The sequence below is a fragment of the Inquilinus sp. YAF38 genome (assembly GCF_052113205.1).
Taxonomy (GTDB): domain Bacteria; phylum Pseudomonadota; class Alphaproteobacteria; order DSM-16000; family Inquilinaceae; genus Inquilinus.
The window spans coordinates 1-18,576 of record NZ_JBFRCU010000121.1 but is presented as its reverse complement, the minus strand read 5'-3'; the positions used below and the strand labels follow the sequence as shown (position 1 = coordinate 18,576).

General features: G+C 64.1%; 16 protein-coding genes. 10 read left to right on the top strand and 6 right to left on the bottom strand.

Going from position 1 to position 18,576, the window contains the following annotated elements; translation table 11 throughout:
* A partial coding sequence (locus AB4Z01_RS33065) for a transposase family protein (protein WP_441700655.1) occupies nt 1-162 on the bottom strand: 162 nt, incomplete at its 3' end.
* Nucleotides 163-304: 142 nt separating this feature from the next.
* Nucleotides 305-949, bottom strand: a complete 645-nt coding sequence (locus tag AB4Z01_RS33060) for a TerC family protein (RefSeq protein WP_441700653.1) — start codon at nt 947-949, stop codon at nt 305-307.
* A gap of 206 nt (nt 950-1,155) precedes the next feature.
* Between AB4Z01_RS33060 and AB4Z01_RS33055 the strand changes: the two genes are divergently transcribed.
* The 7 genes from AB4Z01_RS33055 to AB4Z01_RS33025 all read left to right on the top strand — a co-directional run bounded on the left by AB4Z01_RS33055 (nt 1,156) and on the right by AB4Z01_RS33025 (nt 11,956).
* Nucleotides 1,156-2,364 carry a cysteine desulfurase family protein gene (locus tag AB4Z01_RS33055; protein ID WP_441700651.1) on the top strand — a complete coding sequence of 403 codons (1,209 nt, stop codon included), beginning with the start codon at nt 1,156-1,158 and terminating at the stop codon, nt 2,362-2,364.
* A 16-nt stretch (nt 2,365-2,380) separates the two neighbouring features.
* Nucleotides 2,381-3,304 carry a DUF4007 family protein gene (locus AB4Z01_RS33050; RefSeq protein ID WP_441700649.1) on the top strand — a complete coding sequence of 308 codons (924 nt, stop codon included), beginning with the start codon at nt 2,381-2,383 and terminating at the stop codon, nt 3,302-3,304.
* The gene (locus AB4Z01_RS33045; protein WP_441700647.1) at nt 3,301-6,609 is read left to right on the top strand and encodes a hypothetical protein; all 3,309 of its coding nucleotides are present in this window, start codon (nt 3,301-3,303) and stop codon (nt 6,607-6,609) included. The genes AB4Z01_RS33050 and AB4Z01_RS33045 overlap by 4 nt, the downstream gene beginning before the upstream one ends.
* Nucleotides 6,606-7,448 (top strand): phosphoadenosine phosphosulfate reductase family protein, encoded by an 843-nt coding sequence (locus tag AB4Z01_RS33040; protein ID WP_441700645.1) that lies wholly within the window; start codon nt 6,606-6,608, stop codon nt 7,446-7,448. Before AB4Z01_RS33045 ends, AB4Z01_RS33040 begins: the two co-directional genes overlap by 4 nt.
* 178 nt (nt 7,449-7,626) lie before the next feature.
* On the top strand, nt 7,627-8,280 hold the full coding sequence (locus tag AB4Z01_RS33035; protein WP_441700643.1) for a hypothetical protein: 654 nt from the start codon (nt 7,627-7,629) through the stop codon (nt 8,278-8,280).
* Nucleotide 8,281: 1 nt separating this feature from the next.
* Nucleotides 8,282-10,603: a hypothetical protein gene (locus AB4Z01_RS33030; protein ID WP_441700641.1), complete on the top strand. Its 2,322-nt coding sequence runs from the start codon at nt 8,282-8,284 to the stop codon at nt 10,601-10,603.
* 687 nt (nt 10,604-11,290) lie between these two features.
* Nucleotides 11,291-11,956, top strand: coding sequence for a hypothetical protein (locus AB4Z01_RS33025; protein WP_441700640.1), 666 nt, complete (start codon nt 11,291-11,293; stop codon nt 11,954-11,956).
* A 172-nt stretch (nt 11,957-12,128) separates the two neighbouring features.
* Here the strand turns inward: AB4Z01_RS33025 and AB4Z01_RS33020 are convergent, their stop codons facing one another.
* Nucleotides 12,129-12,701 carry a cupin domain-containing protein gene (locus AB4Z01_RS33020; RefSeq protein WP_441700638.1) on the bottom strand — a complete coding sequence of 191 codons (573 nt, stop codon included), beginning with the start codon at nt 12,699-12,701 and terminating at the stop codon, nt 12,129-12,131.
* A 378-nt stretch (nt 12,702-13,079) separates the two neighbouring features.
* Between AB4Z01_RS33020 and AB4Z01_RS33015 the strand changes: the two genes are divergently transcribed.
* Both AB4Z01_RS33015 and gcvA (AB4Z01_RS33010) read left to right on the top strand, forming a co-directional pair.
* Nucleotides 13,080-14,423 (top strand): aspartate aminotransferase family protein, encoded by a 1,344-nt coding sequence (locus AB4Z01_RS33015; protein WP_441700637.1) that lies wholly within the window; start codon nt 13,080-13,082, stop codon nt 14,421-14,423.
* A gap of 281 nt (nt 14,424-14,704) precedes the next feature.
* Nucleotides 14,705-15,637: a transcriptional regulator GcvA gene (gcvA, locus tag AB4Z01_RS33010; RefSeq protein ID WP_441700635.1), complete on the top strand. Its 933-nt coding sequence runs from the start codon at nt 14,705-14,707 to the stop codon at nt 15,635-15,637.
* Nucleotides 15,638-15,804: 167 nt separating this feature from the next.
* Here gcvA (AB4Z01_RS33010) and AB4Z01_RS33005 read toward each other — a convergent pair whose 3' ends face one another.
* On the bottom strand, nt 15,805-15,987 hold the full coding sequence (locus AB4Z01_RS33005; protein ID WP_441700633.1) for a hypothetical protein: 183 nt from the start codon (nt 15,985-15,987) through the stop codon (nt 15,805-15,807).
* A gap of 148 nt (nt 15,988-16,135) precedes the next feature.
* Here AB4Z01_RS33005 and gcvA (AB4Z01_RS33000) point away from each other — a divergent pair, with 148 nt between their 5' ends.
* Nucleotides 16,136-17,065 (top strand): transcriptional regulator GcvA, encoded by a 930-nt coding sequence (gene gcvA, locus AB4Z01_RS33000; protein WP_441700631.1) that lies wholly within the window; start codon nt 16,136-16,138, stop codon nt 17,063-17,065.
* 136 nt (nt 17,066-17,201) lie between these two features.
* On the opposite strand, the gene aguB is transcribed toward gcvA (AB4Z01_RS33000), so the two are convergent.
* Both aguB and AB4Z01_RS32990 read right to left on the bottom strand, forming a co-directional pair.
* Nucleotides 17,202-18,080, bottom strand: a complete 879-nt coding sequence (gene aguB, locus AB4Z01_RS32995; RefSeq protein WP_441700629.1) for an N-carbamoylputrescine amidase — start codon at nt 18,078-18,080, stop codon at nt 17,202-17,204.
* A 9-nt stretch (nt 18,081-18,089) separates the two neighbouring features.
* Complete coding sequence (locus AB4Z01_RS32990; RefSeq protein WP_441700628.1) at nt 18,090-18,326, bottom strand: DUF1289 domain-containing protein; 237 nt, start codon at nt 18,324-18,326, stop codon at nt 18,090-18,092.
* Nucleotides 18,327-18,576 lie beyond the last annotated feature (250 nt).

Here is an 18,576-nt window from a genome sequence, read left to right as displayed (position 1 = left end):
CTCCTCTTCCCGACCCTCGCCGAACTCGGCGATCTCCACGCAGCTCTTGGCCCCGCACAACGTCGCCGCCAGCGCCACGAACAACAGCTCCGCCAGATCGTGCCGGGCGTTCGGGTCGCGCGGATCGCGAACCTCGCGCAGGATTGTGATCAGCGACGACATCGGGCCTCCTCCGCAAGAGAAAGCCTCTACAGAATCGATCTCTCTTCCTCCCGCAACCCCCTCCTTCATTCAAATGCGATTCCCCTGGGGTTAGGGGGAGGGGGTTCCCTCCGCGAGAACCACCCCGCGGAAAGCGAGCCCCTTACCCTGCCAGAGCCGGCTTGGCCGCCGACCAAATTTCGTGCGCCCCATCCCACATCATGACGACGGCCACATACAGGATGATCAGCAGCCCGACATAGGCGATCCAGCGGTGGCGGTGCAGCAGCCGGGCGACGAAGTTGGCGGCCAGGCCCATCAGCGCGACGGAGAGGGCGAGGCCGACGATCAGCACCTCCAGGTGGTCGCGCGCGGTGCCGGCCACGGCCAGCACGTTGTCCAGCGACATCGACACGTCGGCGATGACGATCTGGGTGACGGCCTGGCGGAAGGTCTTGGCCGCGGGCAGGCCGGGCTCGGTGTCGCTGCTCTGGGCCAGCGCCGCGGCCTCGGCGGCGTGGTCGGCGCGGATCTCGCGCCACAGCTTCCAGCACACCCACAGCAGCAGGATGCCGCCGGCGAACAGCAGGCCGACGATCTGCAGCAGTTGGGTGGTGAACAGGGCGAAGACGATGCGCAGCACGGTGGCGGCGACGATGCCCCACAGGATGGCGCGGCGCCGCTCCTCGGCGGCCAGCCCGGCCGCGGCCATGCCGACGACGATGGCGTTGTCGCCGGCCAGCGCCACGTCGATGATCACGACCTGGACGAGGGCGGTGAGCTCGGCGAGCGATAACCAGTCGGGCATGGCGGGGTCCGATCAGAGGAAGTCCGGAGCGGCCGAGGGCCGATGCCGGTTTAACGCAGGATGGAGGGAGAGGGAAGGGAGGGGCGGCGGATGTCGGCTTGGTGCGTGGCTAGTCGGCGCACCCCTTAGTCTTTGGTTGCTTCGCCTGAGCCGTCAACTGGCTTAGGCGGGTACGGATCAGTGCTAAGTGGAATCCGGACACTCCCATGCTCTATCGTAGAGTGATGGACGAACGGGCAACCAAGTCAGCCACCCCAATCTATCTGGACGGCTATGCAACTACGCAGCTTGCACCAGAGGTGCATGCGGCAATGGCGGAGGCATGGTCCCGCCCGGGAAACGCGGGCTCGCCGCACCTCCTCGGGGAGGTCGCAGCTGCCGCAGTCGATCGTTCGCGAGCTGCGGTTGCCCACCTGCTAGGGGCGGCACCCTCAGAAATCGTCTTCACATCTGGCGCAACCGAATCGAATAACCTGGCAATCATCGGGGTTGCGAGGTGGGCGCTGGCCAGCGGAAAGCATCGCCGTCGAATTGTCATTTCTGCAGTTGAACATAAAGCAGTTCTGGAATCCGCGAACTCGCTGGCCTCGCTCGGGTTTGAAGTGATTGTGGCACCCGTCACCACGAACGGCATTGTCGACATCGCCGCGCTCGGCAAGGTCGTCGACGAGAAGACACTGATGGTTTCGGTCATGGCGGCGAACAATGAGACCGGTGTTCTGCAGCCAGTAGCCGAAGTTGGGGCAATAGCCCGATCCGCCGGTGCATTATTCCACTGCGATGCTGCTCAGGCCGCTGGTAAGGTGCCGCTCGATGTCGTTGCCCTCGACGTCGACTACCTCAGCATCTCCGGGCACAAGTTCTACGGGCCGATGGGAATTGGCGCGCTGTACACATCCGCGGCCGCCCCAACTCCACTGCCGATTCAGTTTGGGGGAGGTCAGCAGGGCGGTGTGCGCCCCGGCACAGAGCCCGTACCGCTGATCGTCGGAATCGGAGCAGCTGCGAACCTTGCTCATGACCGGATCGGACAGGACGCAGCTCATGGCCGCCGGCTCGCTGATCGTATGCGGATGCGACTCGAGCAGCACCAAGTTGCCTTTGATATGGTCACAGACGGTGCCCCAGTCTTGCCCGGCAGCCTGAGTCTCAAGATTACGGATGTTGACGCAGATGAAATCGTCGTCAGTTTGGCAAGAACGGTGTGCATATCGACTGGATCCGCCTGCACATCTGGACAGATGATGCCATCCCATGTCTTGTTAGCGATGGGATTGATGCAAGAACAAGCCAAATCGGTAATTCGAATTTTCTGTGGTAGATACAATTCAGTAGAGCAAATTGACTTGGCGTCGACCTTGATAGCGGAGACCTGCCTTAAGCTCCGCCACCGCACTGGACGGGTCCACCAGTAGGATGTAGACATGCGATATGAAGCATGTCCTCCTCAATTCCAACGCTCGCGGGCAGTTCGCCGGACACGAAACGTTCCCGCTGCGGCTTCTCTGGCTGAAGAAGGCCTTTGACGCCGTCACCGGCGGGGCGCCTGCTGGAACATTCCAAGAACAATCTGCTATCGCACGGTTCGGCGTGGGGCGCAATATGGCCGTATCGATGCGATTCTGGGGATTGGCATCCGGGATGATCGAAGAGGTCGACCGCACGCTGCAACCGACGGCGCTTGGGACCGCAATTCTAGCGGATCACGGCTACGATCCATTCATTGAGCGGACCGGTACGACTTGGCTGGTGCACTGGGCGATCGCGAGCAACCCGCAGTATACGACCACCACCTACTATGCGTTCAATCACTTGGCGGCGATCGAATTTGATCCGAATTTGCTCGCCGAAGAGCTGCTGGGCTTGGTTGAGGCGAGAGGTTGGAGGGCGACCCGGGGGACCCTCAAACGCGATATCGAAGTGTTTCTCCGAGGCTACGTTCGCCGGGACGATGCACATTTCGGCGAGGATGCGGCTGAGCCGCTCCTGGCCGAACTCGGTCTGATCCGTGAAGCCCGGTTTGGCGGCTGGCATGAATTCGTCCGCGGGCCTAAACCGACATTGCCTGACGGGATTTTTGCATACGCGCTGGCCGATTTCTGGAGCCGGCAAGGCGGGTCAAGCACGTTAACTGCTGAGAATGTCTGCTACGCGGCCGGCTCACCCGGGCGAGTGTTCAAACTCGACGAAGACAGCGTCGTCACCCGCCTCATGGGACTTGAAGCACTCACTGGAGGAGCTTGGATTTGGACCGATACAGCCGGACTACGACAGGTTCAGCGCATAAGTGACGTTGATCCTATGGAACTAGTCGCTCTTGCTTATCACCACGGACCTCAGGCCGCGGTCGCATGACCAAACTTGCTTCACTCGTCGAGATCAATCGCCGCTTCGCGCGTTCTGCGCGCCTCGACGCAGATCTGAACGGAACCCCGCCACTGGTCGGCTACGTGCTGCAGGCCAGTGTCGAGAAGGCGCTGAGTACGCTCGCTTCGAATCAGATTGACAGCAAGCAAGGGGCCTACACGTGGACCGGTCCCTATGGCGGAGGCAAATCGAGCGCCGCTCTTTTGATGGCCAATCTGGTCGCGGGACCGCCAGACAACCGAAAAATAGCGCGCAAGATCGCTGGGCGGGCACTCGCATCCAAATTCTTGAAGGCGTTTCCGGAGGATCGCGGGCCGTGGGCCATCGTCGCCGTCACAGGCAGCCGAATCGGGCTGCGCCAAGCCATCGCAGATGCGTGTCGGGTGACTTTCCGCTGGCCTAAGGCGGTGGTAGCTGCGGCGGCCGCGAGCGACGAGAGATTGATTGAGACGCTGTCAGCGTCTGCAAGAGAGGCCCACAGTGGCGCGCTGGTGATTCTCGACGAGCTGGGAAAGCTGCTGGAACATGAGGCGCTTGGAGGCGGAGATATCCACCTCCTTCAAGACCTCGCCGAACACAGCAGTCGCAGCGAGGGGCGGCTCGTCGTCGTTGGGATCTTGCACCAATCATTCAGCCAATACGCTGCGAGGGCAGCGCGCGATGCTCGCCAGGAATGGGCGAAAGTCCAAGGCCGATACCAAGATATCTCGTTTCTCGCAGGGGCCGATGAGACCGTTGCCTTGCTCGGCCGCGCAATCTCATGCCGAGAGCGACCTGAATCGGCGTCTGCAGCTGCAACGATTGTCGCCGCGGCGATCGGAAAGCGGCGGCCGACCGACGAGTCCGCCCTTGCCGAGGCGCTGACGTTGACTTGGCCGCTGAATCCGGTGACCGCGCTCCTGCTTGGACCGCTATCGCGGCAGCGCTTCGCCCAGAACGAGCGCAGTGTTTTTGGCTTCCTGAGTTCCGCCGAACCCGCTGGGTTCCAGGAGCATCTGCACGCGACCGATGATAGCTCCACCTACGGCCCCGATCAGCTCTGGGATTACTTGGCCGCCAATTTTGGAATGGCCCTCGCGAGCGGCGCAGATGGCTCGCGCTTCAGCTTGGCGTTCGAGGCGATCGAGCGCGCTGGCGCCAAGGGCAACTCTCTCCACGTTGCGCTGACCAAGAGCGCGGCCGTCGTCGAGTTCTTTCGGAATGGCTCCGGATTGGCTCTCGCTGACGACATCTTGGCTGCCGCGGTACCGAGTGCGTTGGATGTAGACCGGCAAGCCGCCATCGCTGATCTGCTGGAATGGGCGATCTTCATCCGACAGCCCCGGCTCAATGGTTATGCGCTCTTCGCCGGCAGTGATTTCGATCTGGAAGATGCCATCAACAAGGCGACGGCGCCGCTCACCACCGTGGAGCTCGTCAGTCTGCCACAGCGCGTCGGGCTCGGATTTGCCCCAGCCAAGCGACACTATTTTCGGACTGGTGCGCTTCGAACATTCGAAGTCCTCATCCGGTTGACGGGTCACGCTGAGGCCGTTGAACAATTGGCCAACGACATCGCGGCACACCGCCCAAAGGGCGGAGGGGCCTTGGTGCTCCTGCTGGGTGACGGTTCGATTGCGGCGGCCGAGATCGATCGACGATGCAAAGCCGTCGCCAAGGCGTTGAAGAAGGTGGGGGCTGTCGCCGCGATTGGCGGCGCTACCGACGGCTTTGCACTGCGATCCAGCGCTGCAGAATTGTTCGCAATCGAGCGAGTATTCCGCGAGCACCCCCAACTCGAGGGCGATCGCATCGCACGTCGGGAGATTGCCGCCCGTCGGTCGATCGGTGTCGATCTCGTTCATCGGGAGCTTGAGGCCGCCCTGAACAACGCGCGGTGGTGGTTTGCCCCAGATCCCGTCACGTCAATGCGGGAACCATTGGCTGTGGTCGCAACAGCACTTGCCGATGCGGCATTTTACCAAGCCCCTGTCCTCAGGAGCGAATTGCTCCAGCGCGAACGGCCATCGTCAAACGCTATGGCTGCCCTGCGTGAGCTCTGTCACGCCATGGTGTCGCGTGGTGATCGACCCGATCTTGGATTCGATGGCTTCCCGGCCGAGATGGGGCTCTACCTCACGGTCATCAAGCCGTTCGGACTCCATGTGGAAGTTTCACCTGGGGTGTTCGATTTCCAGTCCCCGGCCGGTACGCCGGATGCTGAGACACTGAAACCCGCTTGGGAGGTCCTGGAAAGCGCATCCGACGTCACCCTTGACGAGATCTATCGAACTTGGTCGGCGCCACCCTTTGGGCTGAAGGCCGGCGTCATGCCGGTCCTGGCGCTCGCGAGCCTAATGGCACATCGGGACAGGCTCGCCGTCTACATCGACGGCGTCTTCCAGGTGGGCCTCGACGATGTGTTCATCGACAAGATGCTGCAGAAGCCGGCCGGGATCCGATTGCGGCGCATCGACCGCTCGGTCCGACAAGCCGCCTTCCTGAACGGTCTGGCGCAGAGGTTCGGACTGGGCAACGAAACCGCATCGCTCCCGGTCGCGCAGACACTGTTCCGCCGCTACGCGGAACTCACCGCATATGCCAAACGTACGGAGGCCATCAGCGAAACCGCGCAATTGGTTCGTGGGGTGGTGTTAAAGTCGCGGGATCCGGAAGCCTTATTGTTTCAGGATCTGCCAGAGGTGCTTGGGAGCGGGGTGTCCGCGGATGAGGTCTACTCAGCCCTGATTGAGGCCGAGTCGGCATTTGACAATCTCATGCTGCAGTTGCGTACGGCCCTAGCCCGCGCCCTGGCAGTCGACGTCGGCACGTTCGCCGGCCTTGGTGAACGAGCTGCTGCCATCAAGAATTTGACCAATGACTTTGCCTTCGAGGGGTTTGCGATGCGCGCTGCCGCGTTCGACGGCGGTGCTGGCGATATCGAAGGTATCGCCAGTCTTCTCCTGCACAAACCGGCACACCAATGGTCCGATCGAGATCGTGAACAGGCGCTCCTTCAACTGGCTCGTTTCGGACGTCAATTCCGGGAGTTGGAGGTCCTTGCGGTCGTCAGGGACCGCAGGTCCAGCACCGAGGCATTGGCCCTCATGGTTGGCGTCGACCCCAAGATGCCGCCCCTCGTCCGTACCTTCATTCTCACCGAGGCCGAGAAGCGGGAGGCCACCGTGCTTGCTGACCGGATTCTAGAGGCTCTAGCTGACACCGACCCGGCTTTGGGTCGTATTCGGTTTGCGGCGTTGGCGCGTGCCGTCGCAAGCCTGGCTGCAGACACCACCGAAACCGAGGTCGCATGATGGCCAAAGAACGTCATATCCTCGGGATATCCGGAGGGCGGGATAGTGCCGCCCTCGCCGTGTTTATGCGGCAACATCACCCCACCCTGCCGATAGAGTATTTCTTCACAGACACCGGGAAGGAGCTGCCTGAGGTCTACAGCTTTCTCGACAGGTTGGAGGGCTTCCTGGGCAAGCCCATCCTGCGGCTGAATCCGGATCGTGATTTCGATTTTTGGTTGGATGAGTATGGCAATTTTCTACCCTCGCCCCGTACGCGCTGGTGCACCCGGCAACTGAAGCTGCGCCCGCTCGAGCGGTGGCTTCGCGCAGATTTAGATGTCGGTGTAGTGGTGAACTCCTACGTTGCAATACGTGCGGACGAGTCGTCTCGCGAGGGGTATCAAGCGACGCATGCCAACATGCGGGTCCACCTTCCCCTGCGTAATGCCGGGATTGATCGCGCCGGCGTCATCGAGATTCTGAGGCAGGCAGATGTGGGCGAGCCGGAGTACTACGCGTGGCGCTCTCGGTCAGGCTGCACGTTCTGCTTCTTCCAGCAGAAGATAGAATGGGTCAGGTTAGCGGAACATCATCCCGACCGTTTTGCGGAGGCGGTGGCATACGAGAAGACGGCTCTGAGGGACGGATCGCCATTCACCTGGAGCCAGGGTGAGAGCCTCGTCGAATTGATTGAGCCGGAGCGCGTCGCACAGGTCAAGGCCGATTATGAACGGCGGCGTGAACGACTCCGGCGGGCGCGTCCAACTAATCCGCTTGCTGTGGTGGTGCCCGACACCGTTGATGACGTTTATGGCATCGACGAAGCTGCAGGCGGTTGCGTAATCTGCCACAAATGAAGGGCTCGTCGGCCTACTGCGATGCGTTGTCGGACGCGACAAGCGATTATCACGGGACCCCGGCTTCGAAGGGAGATGCTTTGGACGCCATAATCAGGCCTCACGGGAGGCGACCATCGCAGAATTCGTCCGTTCGGCTAGCTCGACCGCCGACGAATCTAAGCACGCTCCGGTCAGTATGAGTACCGAGATACAAAAGCATCTCTGGGTCGATCTCGCAGGCGCACCGGCAGCTCCCGGCATATACGCTTGGTATTACAGCCCACAGATCACGGATTTCGACCTTGACCAGATGATCGGCAACCTGAAGCTGATGCGTGAGGCTGACCGAGGCGGAGCGGAGCGTTCGGCCCGAATCATGCTCGATGAACGGATATTTCGTCACTTCCGAGAGGAGCCCTATCAGGCTGTCGTAGAAGGCCCGTTAAAGCCGGCGTTTCGAGGCGAGCTTGAACACGTCTTTGAAGTATCTGAAGGCCTCGTTTCTAGACTAGTGGATGATCCAGATCGCCTCCGAGCTATACGAGACATTCTCAATAAATCGGCACCAATGTTTGCGAGTCCACTCTACATTGGGATGTCTGTAAATCTTCGTACGCGATTGGGGGCGCATAAATCGCTCATTGAGAAATACAGACTATTACGACTAAAAGAGGTGCCCCGGATCCGAAGTAGCGATGCAGGATTCGCCTGGCAAGTCGCCAAACGCCAGATCTCGCCGGATCGTCTCTTTGTGTTCACGTACACGACCGAGGCGAAGGATGATGCCATCGCTGTCGATATAGAGAATGTGCTAAATCGCCTCTACTACCCGATACTGGGAAGAAACTGACATGGCTCTTAGCCTTACCGTCACCTCGGCTCTCAACCTGACGTTAGAGGGCTCCACGGGTAGCTTTAGCGTCGGTCGCGACGCCGCGCCTGAAAAGACCGTTGAGGTGAAGTACTTTCTCACCCACGTCGGTCTTAATCTTCTTTCGGGTTCAAACGAGGAGGTGTTGCGACACCTAGCGCCGGTGCGCGAGGTGTTCCCGCCGCGCGACCTCGGTTTCGACGAGATCATGCAGCGCGACATTGACGATGCGCGCGTTTCCTCGGAGCTAGTGCCTTACCTGCTCGATCGAAAGTCGCGTGATCTCGTAAAACTATTCCCACCGATCGTCGTCGCCGTAATGCCTGTCGAGACGAATGCGAACAGACCCGCCGACTTCTATCCCGAGGTGACTCGCGCGGACTCCGTGGAGAGCGGCCACAACGTTAAAGTGATCCGATCCGGTGCAAAGGGTCAGGAGGTATTCGAGTTTGTCCAGCCGATCCAGGACGGAAAGCTGTACGAACATGATCTCGTGCGCCTGAAGTTGAATACCAACCGATGCCGCCTCGTGATTGTCGACGGGCAGCATCGTGCTATGGCGCTTCTGGCACTATATCGCAATTTAAAACAGGACTGGGACGACAAAAATAAGGCGCCGTACAAGGACTACTATGAAGAGTGGACACCAAACTACATAAAGTCATTTGATTTGGCGAACATTAGCTTGCCCATTATGTTCTGTGTCTTTCCGGCGTTGGACGTAAATTTTCCTGGCGAGTACAATGTAAAGATGGCCGCGAGATCCATCTTTCTTACACTTAACAAAACCGCGCGACAGGTCTCTGCTTCCCGCAATCGGCTGCTCGACGACAATGACCTTGTTGCGCTGTTCCTTCGTGACACGCTTTCCAATATCAAGGCTCGTGACGATATCCACGCCCCCACGTCGTTGCGAATCCATAACATCGAACTAGACCAGGCTCATGACCGTGTGAAGCTCGAAAGCCCGATCGCTATATCGGGCGTTAACCATATCTATTATCTGATTGAGCATATACTTCTGAATCGTTTGGAGGATGTTAGCGGAGCAAAACCTCGTGCCGGAAATTATTATCTGAGGAGCGACCTCGCCAATTTTGGCACTCTGCGTCGTCTCAACGGGTGGAACCTGTTGGGTATGGATGTTGCAAACGCAACCAACCGTTTCTTTTATATGGCTTCCGCGGGAGAGGTGCTGGCGAAGACATTTAGGGAGCGTTTCGGCACCTACATCGTAGGAGCGCTCGAACGGTTCCACCCATACGAAGCCCATTCAAGCGCGGTGCTGTGGCTTGATTTGCAGCTGAGGGAGCAGGCAAACACCAAGATTCGTCCAATTCTTTTTGAAGGCCAAGGTATCGGCCGGACGTTCGAGAGCCACCGAGTCCACTTGGCTGAGAAGATAAGGGATAAGGAGTACGGGTCAGAGGCACCGAAGCTACAGGAAATATTGAACCGTCTCAACGCTACACAAAAGATGGTTGCGGATTTCGAAGCGAAATTCGAGGACGAGCGAGCCAATCGCTTTTTGGCCGCCGTAGTTGACAAGAAAGTTATTCGTACCGAGAGTGGTCAAATTTACCCAAAAATAGTGGAGTTTGTAACTTGGCTATTCGAGAATGTTCTGACAACGGTTGCGTTCCAGACTGCGCTCACCGGAGGATTTTTTGGTGAACTGGAGCGGGCGAATGTTCGGCGGGAGAAGGCCGGACTCGAGCCATTGGATACACAAGCGACATTTGATGGCTTCATCGCTGATATTGATAGATTCTTTAAAGTGTCAAAGTCTGGGGATTTGCGGCGGCTCGTAGACGTTTTTCAGGGCACATTGGGCGAGGATATTGGGAAATGGGAGATAACACCATCTGCCGCTACATTTAAACGCGTAGTCTATCGTGGCGAAATGCAACCTGCTCAGTGGCCGAAATACAAGTATATCCTGCTCGAGCTGTGGCGGGCGACTGGGACGGATTTGGAAGAATCGCTCGCGGCCGAGCGTCTCACTGGTCGTCGGCAGATCTTTAACTCGTTGGAGATGGAGTATCAGAAAGAGTTTCTTGAGCGACATCTTCGGCGGGAGGAAAGTTTGACGCCGCCTGAGCGCAACGAGATCCGGACCGCGGCCTATGATGCTTTCGGCAAGTTCCTGCGGAACTTGGGTTGGAGAGTGTCGGAGATTCCCACCAAAAAATTGCTGGTCGAAGCGCCGCAGATCGAGAACGCGTCGGAGGCCCCGGAAGTGGCGAGCGACGATTGGGAGTTTGTCAACGACGTGCCGAGCGCAGAAGGCAGCGAAGATTGATGGCGAGTAAAGGAGTCGCTGGTCTGTGATCGTCCGTGGCGCATCGTTGCCAGCGCTCCGTCGTCTMTATCCTTCGTACAACAGCGCTTTCGTGAAGTTGGTCCATCACAAACTCGCACGCCGTCGATAGGCTCGGCTCGTCCGCACATCCTTTTCAGCGGCCGTGGTGCATCATCTCTAAATTGCTAAATTGCTAAATTGCAGTGGCAGTGCACTCTTGTGGGCTTTCGCTCTCGCTTGGCAGGAGCGAGGGCGAAGTCGCTGTTGCGGTCGATACGATCCATGATCACTCGTCCAACGACACGTCGTCGGCCGGCGGCATCGGCGTTTGCTCGGGCCGGCCCTCGGGCAGGAAGTCGATGCCGCCATCCGGGCTATTTTGGCGAAGATGGCCTGGATGTCCCGGCGCTCCGCTCCATCGGCTCCAGCAGCATGCCGCGGCCGTAGCGGCGCACCCGGACCTCTTGCCCGGCAGATAGAATCCCTCGGCAGACGCACGACCTGGCTGTGGCTGGTCTGGAACAGCTTGGCGATGGCGGTGTCGCTCATGGGTGCCTCCGCCTTCGAACGTCGATACGGTCGATATCTGTCACAGCGAAGGGCGGAAACCGGCCGGACGCCTGCCGCGGGCGAGTGCACACAATGTTCAGTTGCGTTCACTGGCGACTTTCGTTCATGATACGTTCTATGGACAGGACGCAATCCGACTCCGACGAGATCAAGCCGACCGACCCCGACATGCATTGGACGGGGTGGGCGCTGGATGCGTTGCGCGAGCTGGTCCAGTCCGACCTGCGCACCAAGCGGATGATCGAGCGGCAGCAGGACAGGACGCCCGCGGGGCCGGACACGCCGGATTTCGGACTGACGCAGTCGCGGCTGTCCCGGTCGGTGCGGCTGTCGCTCGCGATGACCGAGCGGATCCGCACCGACTATCTGATGCGCAAGACGGAGCGCAAGGCATCGGGCGAGCAGGAGCGCCGCCGGCAGAAACGGGAGCAGGCCGCCGAGTCCGTCGCCAATGCGGTGGCCCGGCCGGACGTGGCCGGGGACGTCGAACGCGTGCGGTCGAGGGTGTGGGAGAGGCTGGTCGAGGACGAGATCCTGGACGTGCAGATGGACACGCTGTCGCCCGAGGAGTTCCTGCGCGAGGTCTGCCGCAAGATCGGCCGCATGCCGCCTTCGGCTCCTCCGCCGCAGGGCCGGGACGAGGCCGACGGCATCGACCCGCCCGGCACGGGCGTGGAACTCGTCGCCGCGGCCTCTTTTCCAGCGGACGGCTGGGCCGAGCCGCCGGAGGAGTCCGGAGACGGCTGCCCGCCGTCCGGGCCGGACAGGCCGGACAGCAGCTGAACGCCGCCGCGGTCGCGACATGCTCTCTTTCCAGGACAATTCGATGGGGTTCGCCTCTTCCGCTCGCGGAAGGGGCTGGAGGTGCTTGCAGTTCCGGGCGAGGGGAGGGGCCGGGGCCGGCCCTCACAGGAAGGTCCCCTGCGAGCGCCCGGGCCTGCGGCCCGGGCGGTGGCTAGAAAGACGGCGGGGTGCAGGCCGAGACGATCTCCGCCGGCTCCTCGCCGACCACGCGGAAGCGGTGCGGCAGGCGGCTCTGGAAGTAATAGGCGTCGCCGGGGCCGAGAATGCGGCGGCGCGGGCCGACCGTCAGCTCCACCCGGCCGCGGATCACCACGCCGCCCTCCTCGCCGGCATGGCTCAGCGCCGTCGGGCCGGTGTCGGCGCCCGGCGCCAGCCGCTCATGCAGGATCTGCAGCGCCCGGCCGGACAGGTCGCAGCCCACCTGGCGGTAGGAGATCAGGCCGCCAGACCCGCCGGGTCCTTCGGGTCCTTCGGGTCCTTCGGGTCCGTCGGGGGCGCCGCCATGCGGGCCGAGCCGGCCCGCGATCTCGGTCAGCTCGGCCGCCGGGAAGAACACCGGGTCCTCCGGCCCCTCGGGCAGGGCGAAGAACGCGGCCAGGCTCAGCGGCAGCCCGTCCAGCACCCGCTTCAGCGAGCCGATCGAGGGGCTGGCGCGGTTCTGCTCGATCAGCGAGACGGTGGCGTTGGAGACGCCGGCGCGGCGCGCCAGCTCGCGCTGGCTCAAGCCATGCTCCTCGCGCAGCCGCCGCAGCCGGCCGCCGATGTCGATGCCGGGATCGTCTGGCGCGGCCTGGCCGGCAGGCGCCGGTTCCGGCGGAGCGAACCCCCTCCCCCTAGCCCCCTCCCGCGAGGGGAGGGGGGACTCGGTGAGCATGGGGGCAGGACCCGGCGTCAGGGCCATGGGTGTTTTCCTGTTCGAAATCCCGAACGCCGGCATCGGGGCGGCCTCCGCCGGCGGTTTTCGCAGTGTCCGGCGCGCGCGCCCGCTTGTCCAGCGATCCGGGCGGTCCTAGGCTCCGTTCCGGCCCTTCACGATCCGGGGGCGAGCCGGCGCCGGCCGTTCGGCGTGTTCGGTTCCCTCCACAGCCGACCGGAGAACCCCATGGACGACGCCCTGCCGCGCGGCGACCTGCGCGCCCCGAACAACCTCGAATCCTTCTGGATGCCGTTCACCGCGAACCGGTCGTTCAAGGCGGCGCCGCGGCTCTACGCCTCGGCCAAGGGCATGTACTACACCACGGTCGACGGCCGCCAGGTGCTGGACGGCACCGCCGGCCTGTGGTGCGTCAATGCCGGCCACTGCCATCCGAAGATCGTCCAGGCGATCCAGGACCAGGCGGCGGAGATGGACTACGCCCCGTCCTTCCAGATGGGCCACCCCAAGGCGTTCGAACTGGCCTCCCGCGTCGCCCAGCTGCTGCCGGGCGACCTCGACCACGTGTTCTTCGCCGCCGGTGGCGGGTCCGAGGCGGTGGACAGCGCGCTGAAGATCGCCCTGGCCTATCAGCGCCAGATCGGCCAGGGCACCCGCACCCGGCTGATCGGGCGCGAGCGCGGCTATCACGGCACCGGCTTCGGCGGCATCTCGGTCGGCGGCATGGTCGCCAACCGCCGCACCTTCGGCACCATGCTCGGCGGCGTCGACCACATCCGCCACACCCACGACCTGGCGCGCAACGCCTGGAGCCACGGCCTGCCGGAGCACGGGGCCGAGCTGGCCGACGACCTGGAGCGGCTGGTGGCGCTGCACGACGCCTCCACCATCGCCGCGGTGATCGTCGAGCCGGTGGCCGGCTCCACCGGCGTGCTGATGCCGCCCAAGGGCTACCTGCAGCGGCTGCGCGAGATCTGCGACAAGCACGGCATCCTGCTGATCTTCGACGAGGTCATCACCGGCTTCGGCCGCCTCGGCACCAGCTTCGCCGCCGATTATTTCGGCGTGCAGCCGGACATGGTGACCATGGCCAAGGGCCTGACCAACGCCGCCGTCCCGGCCGGCGCCGTCGGCGTGCGCAAGCACATCTACGACGCCTTCATGACCGGGCCGGAGCACATGATCGAGCTGTTCCACGGCTACACCTACTCGGCCCATCCGCTGGCCATGGCCGCCGGCCTGGCCACCCTCGACGTGTACCGCGAGGAGGGGCTGTTCGAGCGCGTCGCCGACCTGGCGCCGTATTGGGAGCAGGCGCTGCACAGCCTGAAGGGCACCCGCCACGTCATCGACATCCGCAACCTCGGCCTGATCGGCGCGGTGGAGCTGGAGCCGATCGCCGGCCGCCCGACCGCCCGGGCCTACGACCTGTTCATCAAGTGCTTCCAGAAGGGGGTGGGCATCCGCACCACCGGCGACATCGTCGCCCTGTCGCCGCCCTTCATCATCGAGAAGACCGAGATCGACCGCCTGGTCGAGACCCTGCGCGAGACCCTGCAGTCGCTGGACTGAGGCGGGGCGGGACACGGGTCATTCCCCTCACCGTCATTGCGAGGAGGCGAAGCCGACGAAGCAATCCATCGTTCCGCACGAGCGGCTGCATGGATTGCTTCGCTGCGCTCGCAATGACGGTGTGGGAATAGGCCGTAGCGCTTACCTCTCCCGCCGGACGCGGGAGAGGTCGGGCTCGCGCAGCGAGACCGGGTGAGGGCTGGTCCCGGCGGTTCCGTCTTGTCGTACCGCCCCTCCCGGGCGAGAATGGAACATATCCTGAACCGCCTATAGACCACCCCATGGACACCCAGCCAGGCTTCCAGCTTCCGCCGCTCGCCGCGGTCCGGGTGTTCGAGGCGGCGGCCCGCCACCTCAGCTTCACCCGCGCGGCGGCGGAGCTGGGCATGACCCAGGCGGCGGTCAGCTACCAGATCCGCCTGCTCGAGGACCGGGTCGGCGCGCCGCTGTTCCACCGCCTCACCCGCAAGGTGGCGCTGACCGAGGCCGGGCAGCGCCTGGCGCCGGTGCTGACCGAAGCGCTGTCGCGCATGGCCGGCGCCTTCGCCGCCTTGCGCGACGACGCCGGCGGCGGGCTGCTCTCGGTCACCACCGTGCTGACCATGGCCTCGAACTGGCTGGTGCCGCGGCTCGGCCGGTTCCAGGCAGCCCATCCCGGCACCACCGTCCGGGTCGACACCATGAGCGCGCAGGTCGACTTCACCCGCGGCGAGCACGATCTCGGCATCCGCGTCGGCAAGGGCCTGTGGCCCGGCCTGGCCGCGCATTGGCTGATGCCGGTCGACTTCGCGCCGATGTGCAGCCCGACTCTGCTGCAGCGGGCGGATGGCGGCCTGCGCCAGCCGCGCGACCTGCTGCGCCTGCCGCTCTTGTGGGACGACGCCGACGCCTGGCAGCGCTGGTTCGCCACGGCGGGGGAGGCGGTGCCGGCCTCGATCGCCGATGAGGGGCTGCGGCTCGACAGCCAGCAGATCATGGGGCAGGTGGCGAAGGCCGGGCAGGGCGTGGCGCTGCTCAACCCGCTGCTGTTCGCCGAGGACCTCGCCTCCGGCCAGCTGGTCCAGCCCTTCCCGACGCTGCTGCGCGAGGACGTCTCGTACTACATCGTCTATCTCGAAACCCGCCGCGACGTCCCGAAGATCGCCCTGTTCCGCGACTGGCTGCTGGCCGAAGCGGCGCAGACCATGGCGGTGCGGCAGGGCAGCGCCGCATGACCGCCGGGCCTTTCCCTTCAAGTCCCCTCCCTTGCGGGAGGGGAGATTCCCCTATTTGTCATTGCCGGGCTTGACCCGGCAATCCAGAAGCTGTCGACATCCTCTGGATGCCCGGGTCAAGCCCGGGCATGACAGTATTATTGGTTCAGTTATTGTTCGATGCGTCCTCAACTCCGATCGAACCCCAGGTCCCGGCGCAGCTGATCCGACAGCGACTTCGGATCGAGCACCCGGCCGGCGGCCGGGCGCAGCATCCGCCGGGCGGCGGCGTGCAGGATGGAGAGCAGGCCGCGCCGAGGGCGAAGCCGGGGGATCGGGCGCACGGGCGCCCGCTGAACGATGCTGGTCATCTCGGTCTCCTGGTGGCCCGCAACGCATCAGCTCTGTTGATGGGTTCAACCGGCCGGTCGTTGCGATGGGCTCTGTATGAGACGAATATCGGCGTTCGCCGGGCGTTCGACCAACGCGTTCTCGATAAGCAACGGATAAGCCCTCTTAATGGATGAAGGATCAGCCTCGCGCCTGCCGCCGCTGCCGGCCATCCGGGTGTTCGAGGCGGCGGCGCGCCATCTCAGCTTCACCAAGGCGGCGGCGGAGCTGGGCATGACCCAGGCGGCGGTCAGCTACCAGATCCGCCTGCTGGAGGACCGCGTCGGCGCGCCGCTGTTCCTGCGCCTGACCCGCAAGGTGGCGCTGACCGAGACCGGCGAGCGGCTGGCGCCGGCGGTGACCGAGGCCCTGGCCCGGCTGGCCGGCGCCTTCGCCGCGGCGCGCGACGACACCGGCGGGCTGCTGTCGATCACCTCGATCCACACCTTCGCCACCAACTGGCTGGTGCCGCGGCTCGGCCGGTTCCAGCTCGCCCATCCCGGCATCGCCGTCCGGCTCGACACCAAGACGACGATGGTCGACTTCACCCGCGGCGACAGCGATATCGGCATCCGCCACGGCATGGGCGTCTGGCCCGGCCTGGTCGCCCACCCGCTGATGCCGATCGAATACACCGCCCTGTGCAGCCCGGCGCTGCGCGACCGCACCGGCGGCCTCGGCCATCCGCGCGACCTGCTCGAGGTGCCGCTGTTCTGGGACGATGGCGACGGCTACTGGCAGCGCTGGTTCGCCGCCGCCGGCCTGGCCGTGCCCCGCACCGTCTCCGACCGCGGCCTGCGGCTCGAGAACCAGCAGATGATGGGGCGCGCGGCGCAGGCGGGGCAGGGCGTGGCCCTGGTCAACCCGACCTTCTTCCTCGACGAACTCGCCGCCGGCGACCTGATCCGGCCCTTCCCCTACAGCATCCGCGACGAGGGCTTCTACTACCTCGTCTATCTCGACAGCCGCCGCGACGTCCCGAAGATCACCGCCTTCCGCGACTGGGTCCTGGCCGAAATCGCCGCGGATGAGAGGCAGGGCTTGGCGGCGGCGGGGTGAGCACAGCGATGGGCGATGTCGGCGATCATCTGCGTAGGTTGGGTTCGCGATGAGCGAACCCAACATCGTGCAGCCCGAACCACTGTTGGGTTCGCTGTCGCGAACCCAACCTACTCGGCCTGGACGGCTCGCCGGCTCAAGCCGGCCGCGTCACCCCGTCATAGGTCAGGATCGCGCCGTACAGCTCCGGCCGGCGGTCGCGGAACAGGCCCCAGCTGGCGCGCTGGGCCCGGATGGCGTCGAGGTCGAAGCGGGCGACCAACACCTCCTCCTCGGTGCGGCCGGCCTGGGCCACCAGCTCGCCGGTCGGGCCGGCGATGAAGGAGGAGCCGTAGAAGGTCTGGCTGAAGCGCTCGCCCTGCTCGGTGCCGATCCGGTTCGACGCCACCAGCGGCATCAGGTTGGCGCCGGCATGGCCCTGCATCACCCGGGTCCAGTGCGGCTGGCTGTCCAGCCCGCCATCCTGCGGCTCGCTGCCGATCGCGGTCGGGTACAGCAGCACATCGGCCCCCATCAGCGCCATGCAGCGCGCCGTCTCGGGATACCACTGGTCCCAGCAGATGCCGCAGCCGACCTTGCCGTAGCGGGTCTGCCAGACCTTGAAGCCGGTGTCGCCGGGGTTGAAGTAGAACTTCTCCTCATAGCCCGGCCCGTCCGGGATGTGCGACTTGCGGTAGACGCCCAGCACGCTGCCATCGGCGTCGACCATGGCGATCGAGTTGTAATAGGCGTTGTTGGCGCGCTCGAACACGCTGACCGGCATTGCCACCTGCAGCTCCGCCGCCAGCCGGCGGAACCGCTCCACCACCGGATGGCCGTCGATCGGCTGCGCCAGGGCGAAATGCTTCTGCAGCTCGTCGCGGCAGAAGTAGGGGGCGGCGAACAGCTCCTGCGGCAGCACGATCTGGGCGCCGCGGCCGGCGGCCTGGCGCACCAGCGCCTCGACCCGGTCCAGCGTCTCGGCCTCGTTCCAGCTGCAGAAGGTCTGGGTGGCGGCGACGGTGACGGTGGTCATGGCAGGTCCTCAGACGGGCTGCGGCTGGCGCCGGCGCGGCCGGCTGTCGGCGGCGCTGGTGCGGCCGCGGGCGCGCCGCCGCTCCTTCAGCCGCTGCAGGGTGGCCAGCCGCCAGGCATTGTCGGCGTCGCGCCAGGCCGCGATCTCGTCGGTCGTGCGCAGGCAGCCGGCGCACAGGCCGGTGCCGGCCTCGAGCGTGCAGACGCCGGTGCAGGGCGAGACGATGGGTGGGAGATCGGAGGTCATGGCCCTTTCCAGGTAGCCCGGCGGCGGGCCGGGTTCAAGCCGGCGCGTGCGGCTGCCGGGCAGGGTGTCGTGAGCGGGCGAGGCCGGGTCGCAGGCGCGATGGTCGCCGAAGCCTCGCGGCGTAGCATCGTCACTCTGCGAGAAGGATTGCCCGCCATGACCGACGTCCCCACCACCCCATCGGACGAGACCCAGGACACCGGCCGGGCCGGCCGGCGCGGCCGCGGCGGCGCCGAGGCCCGGCGCGCCC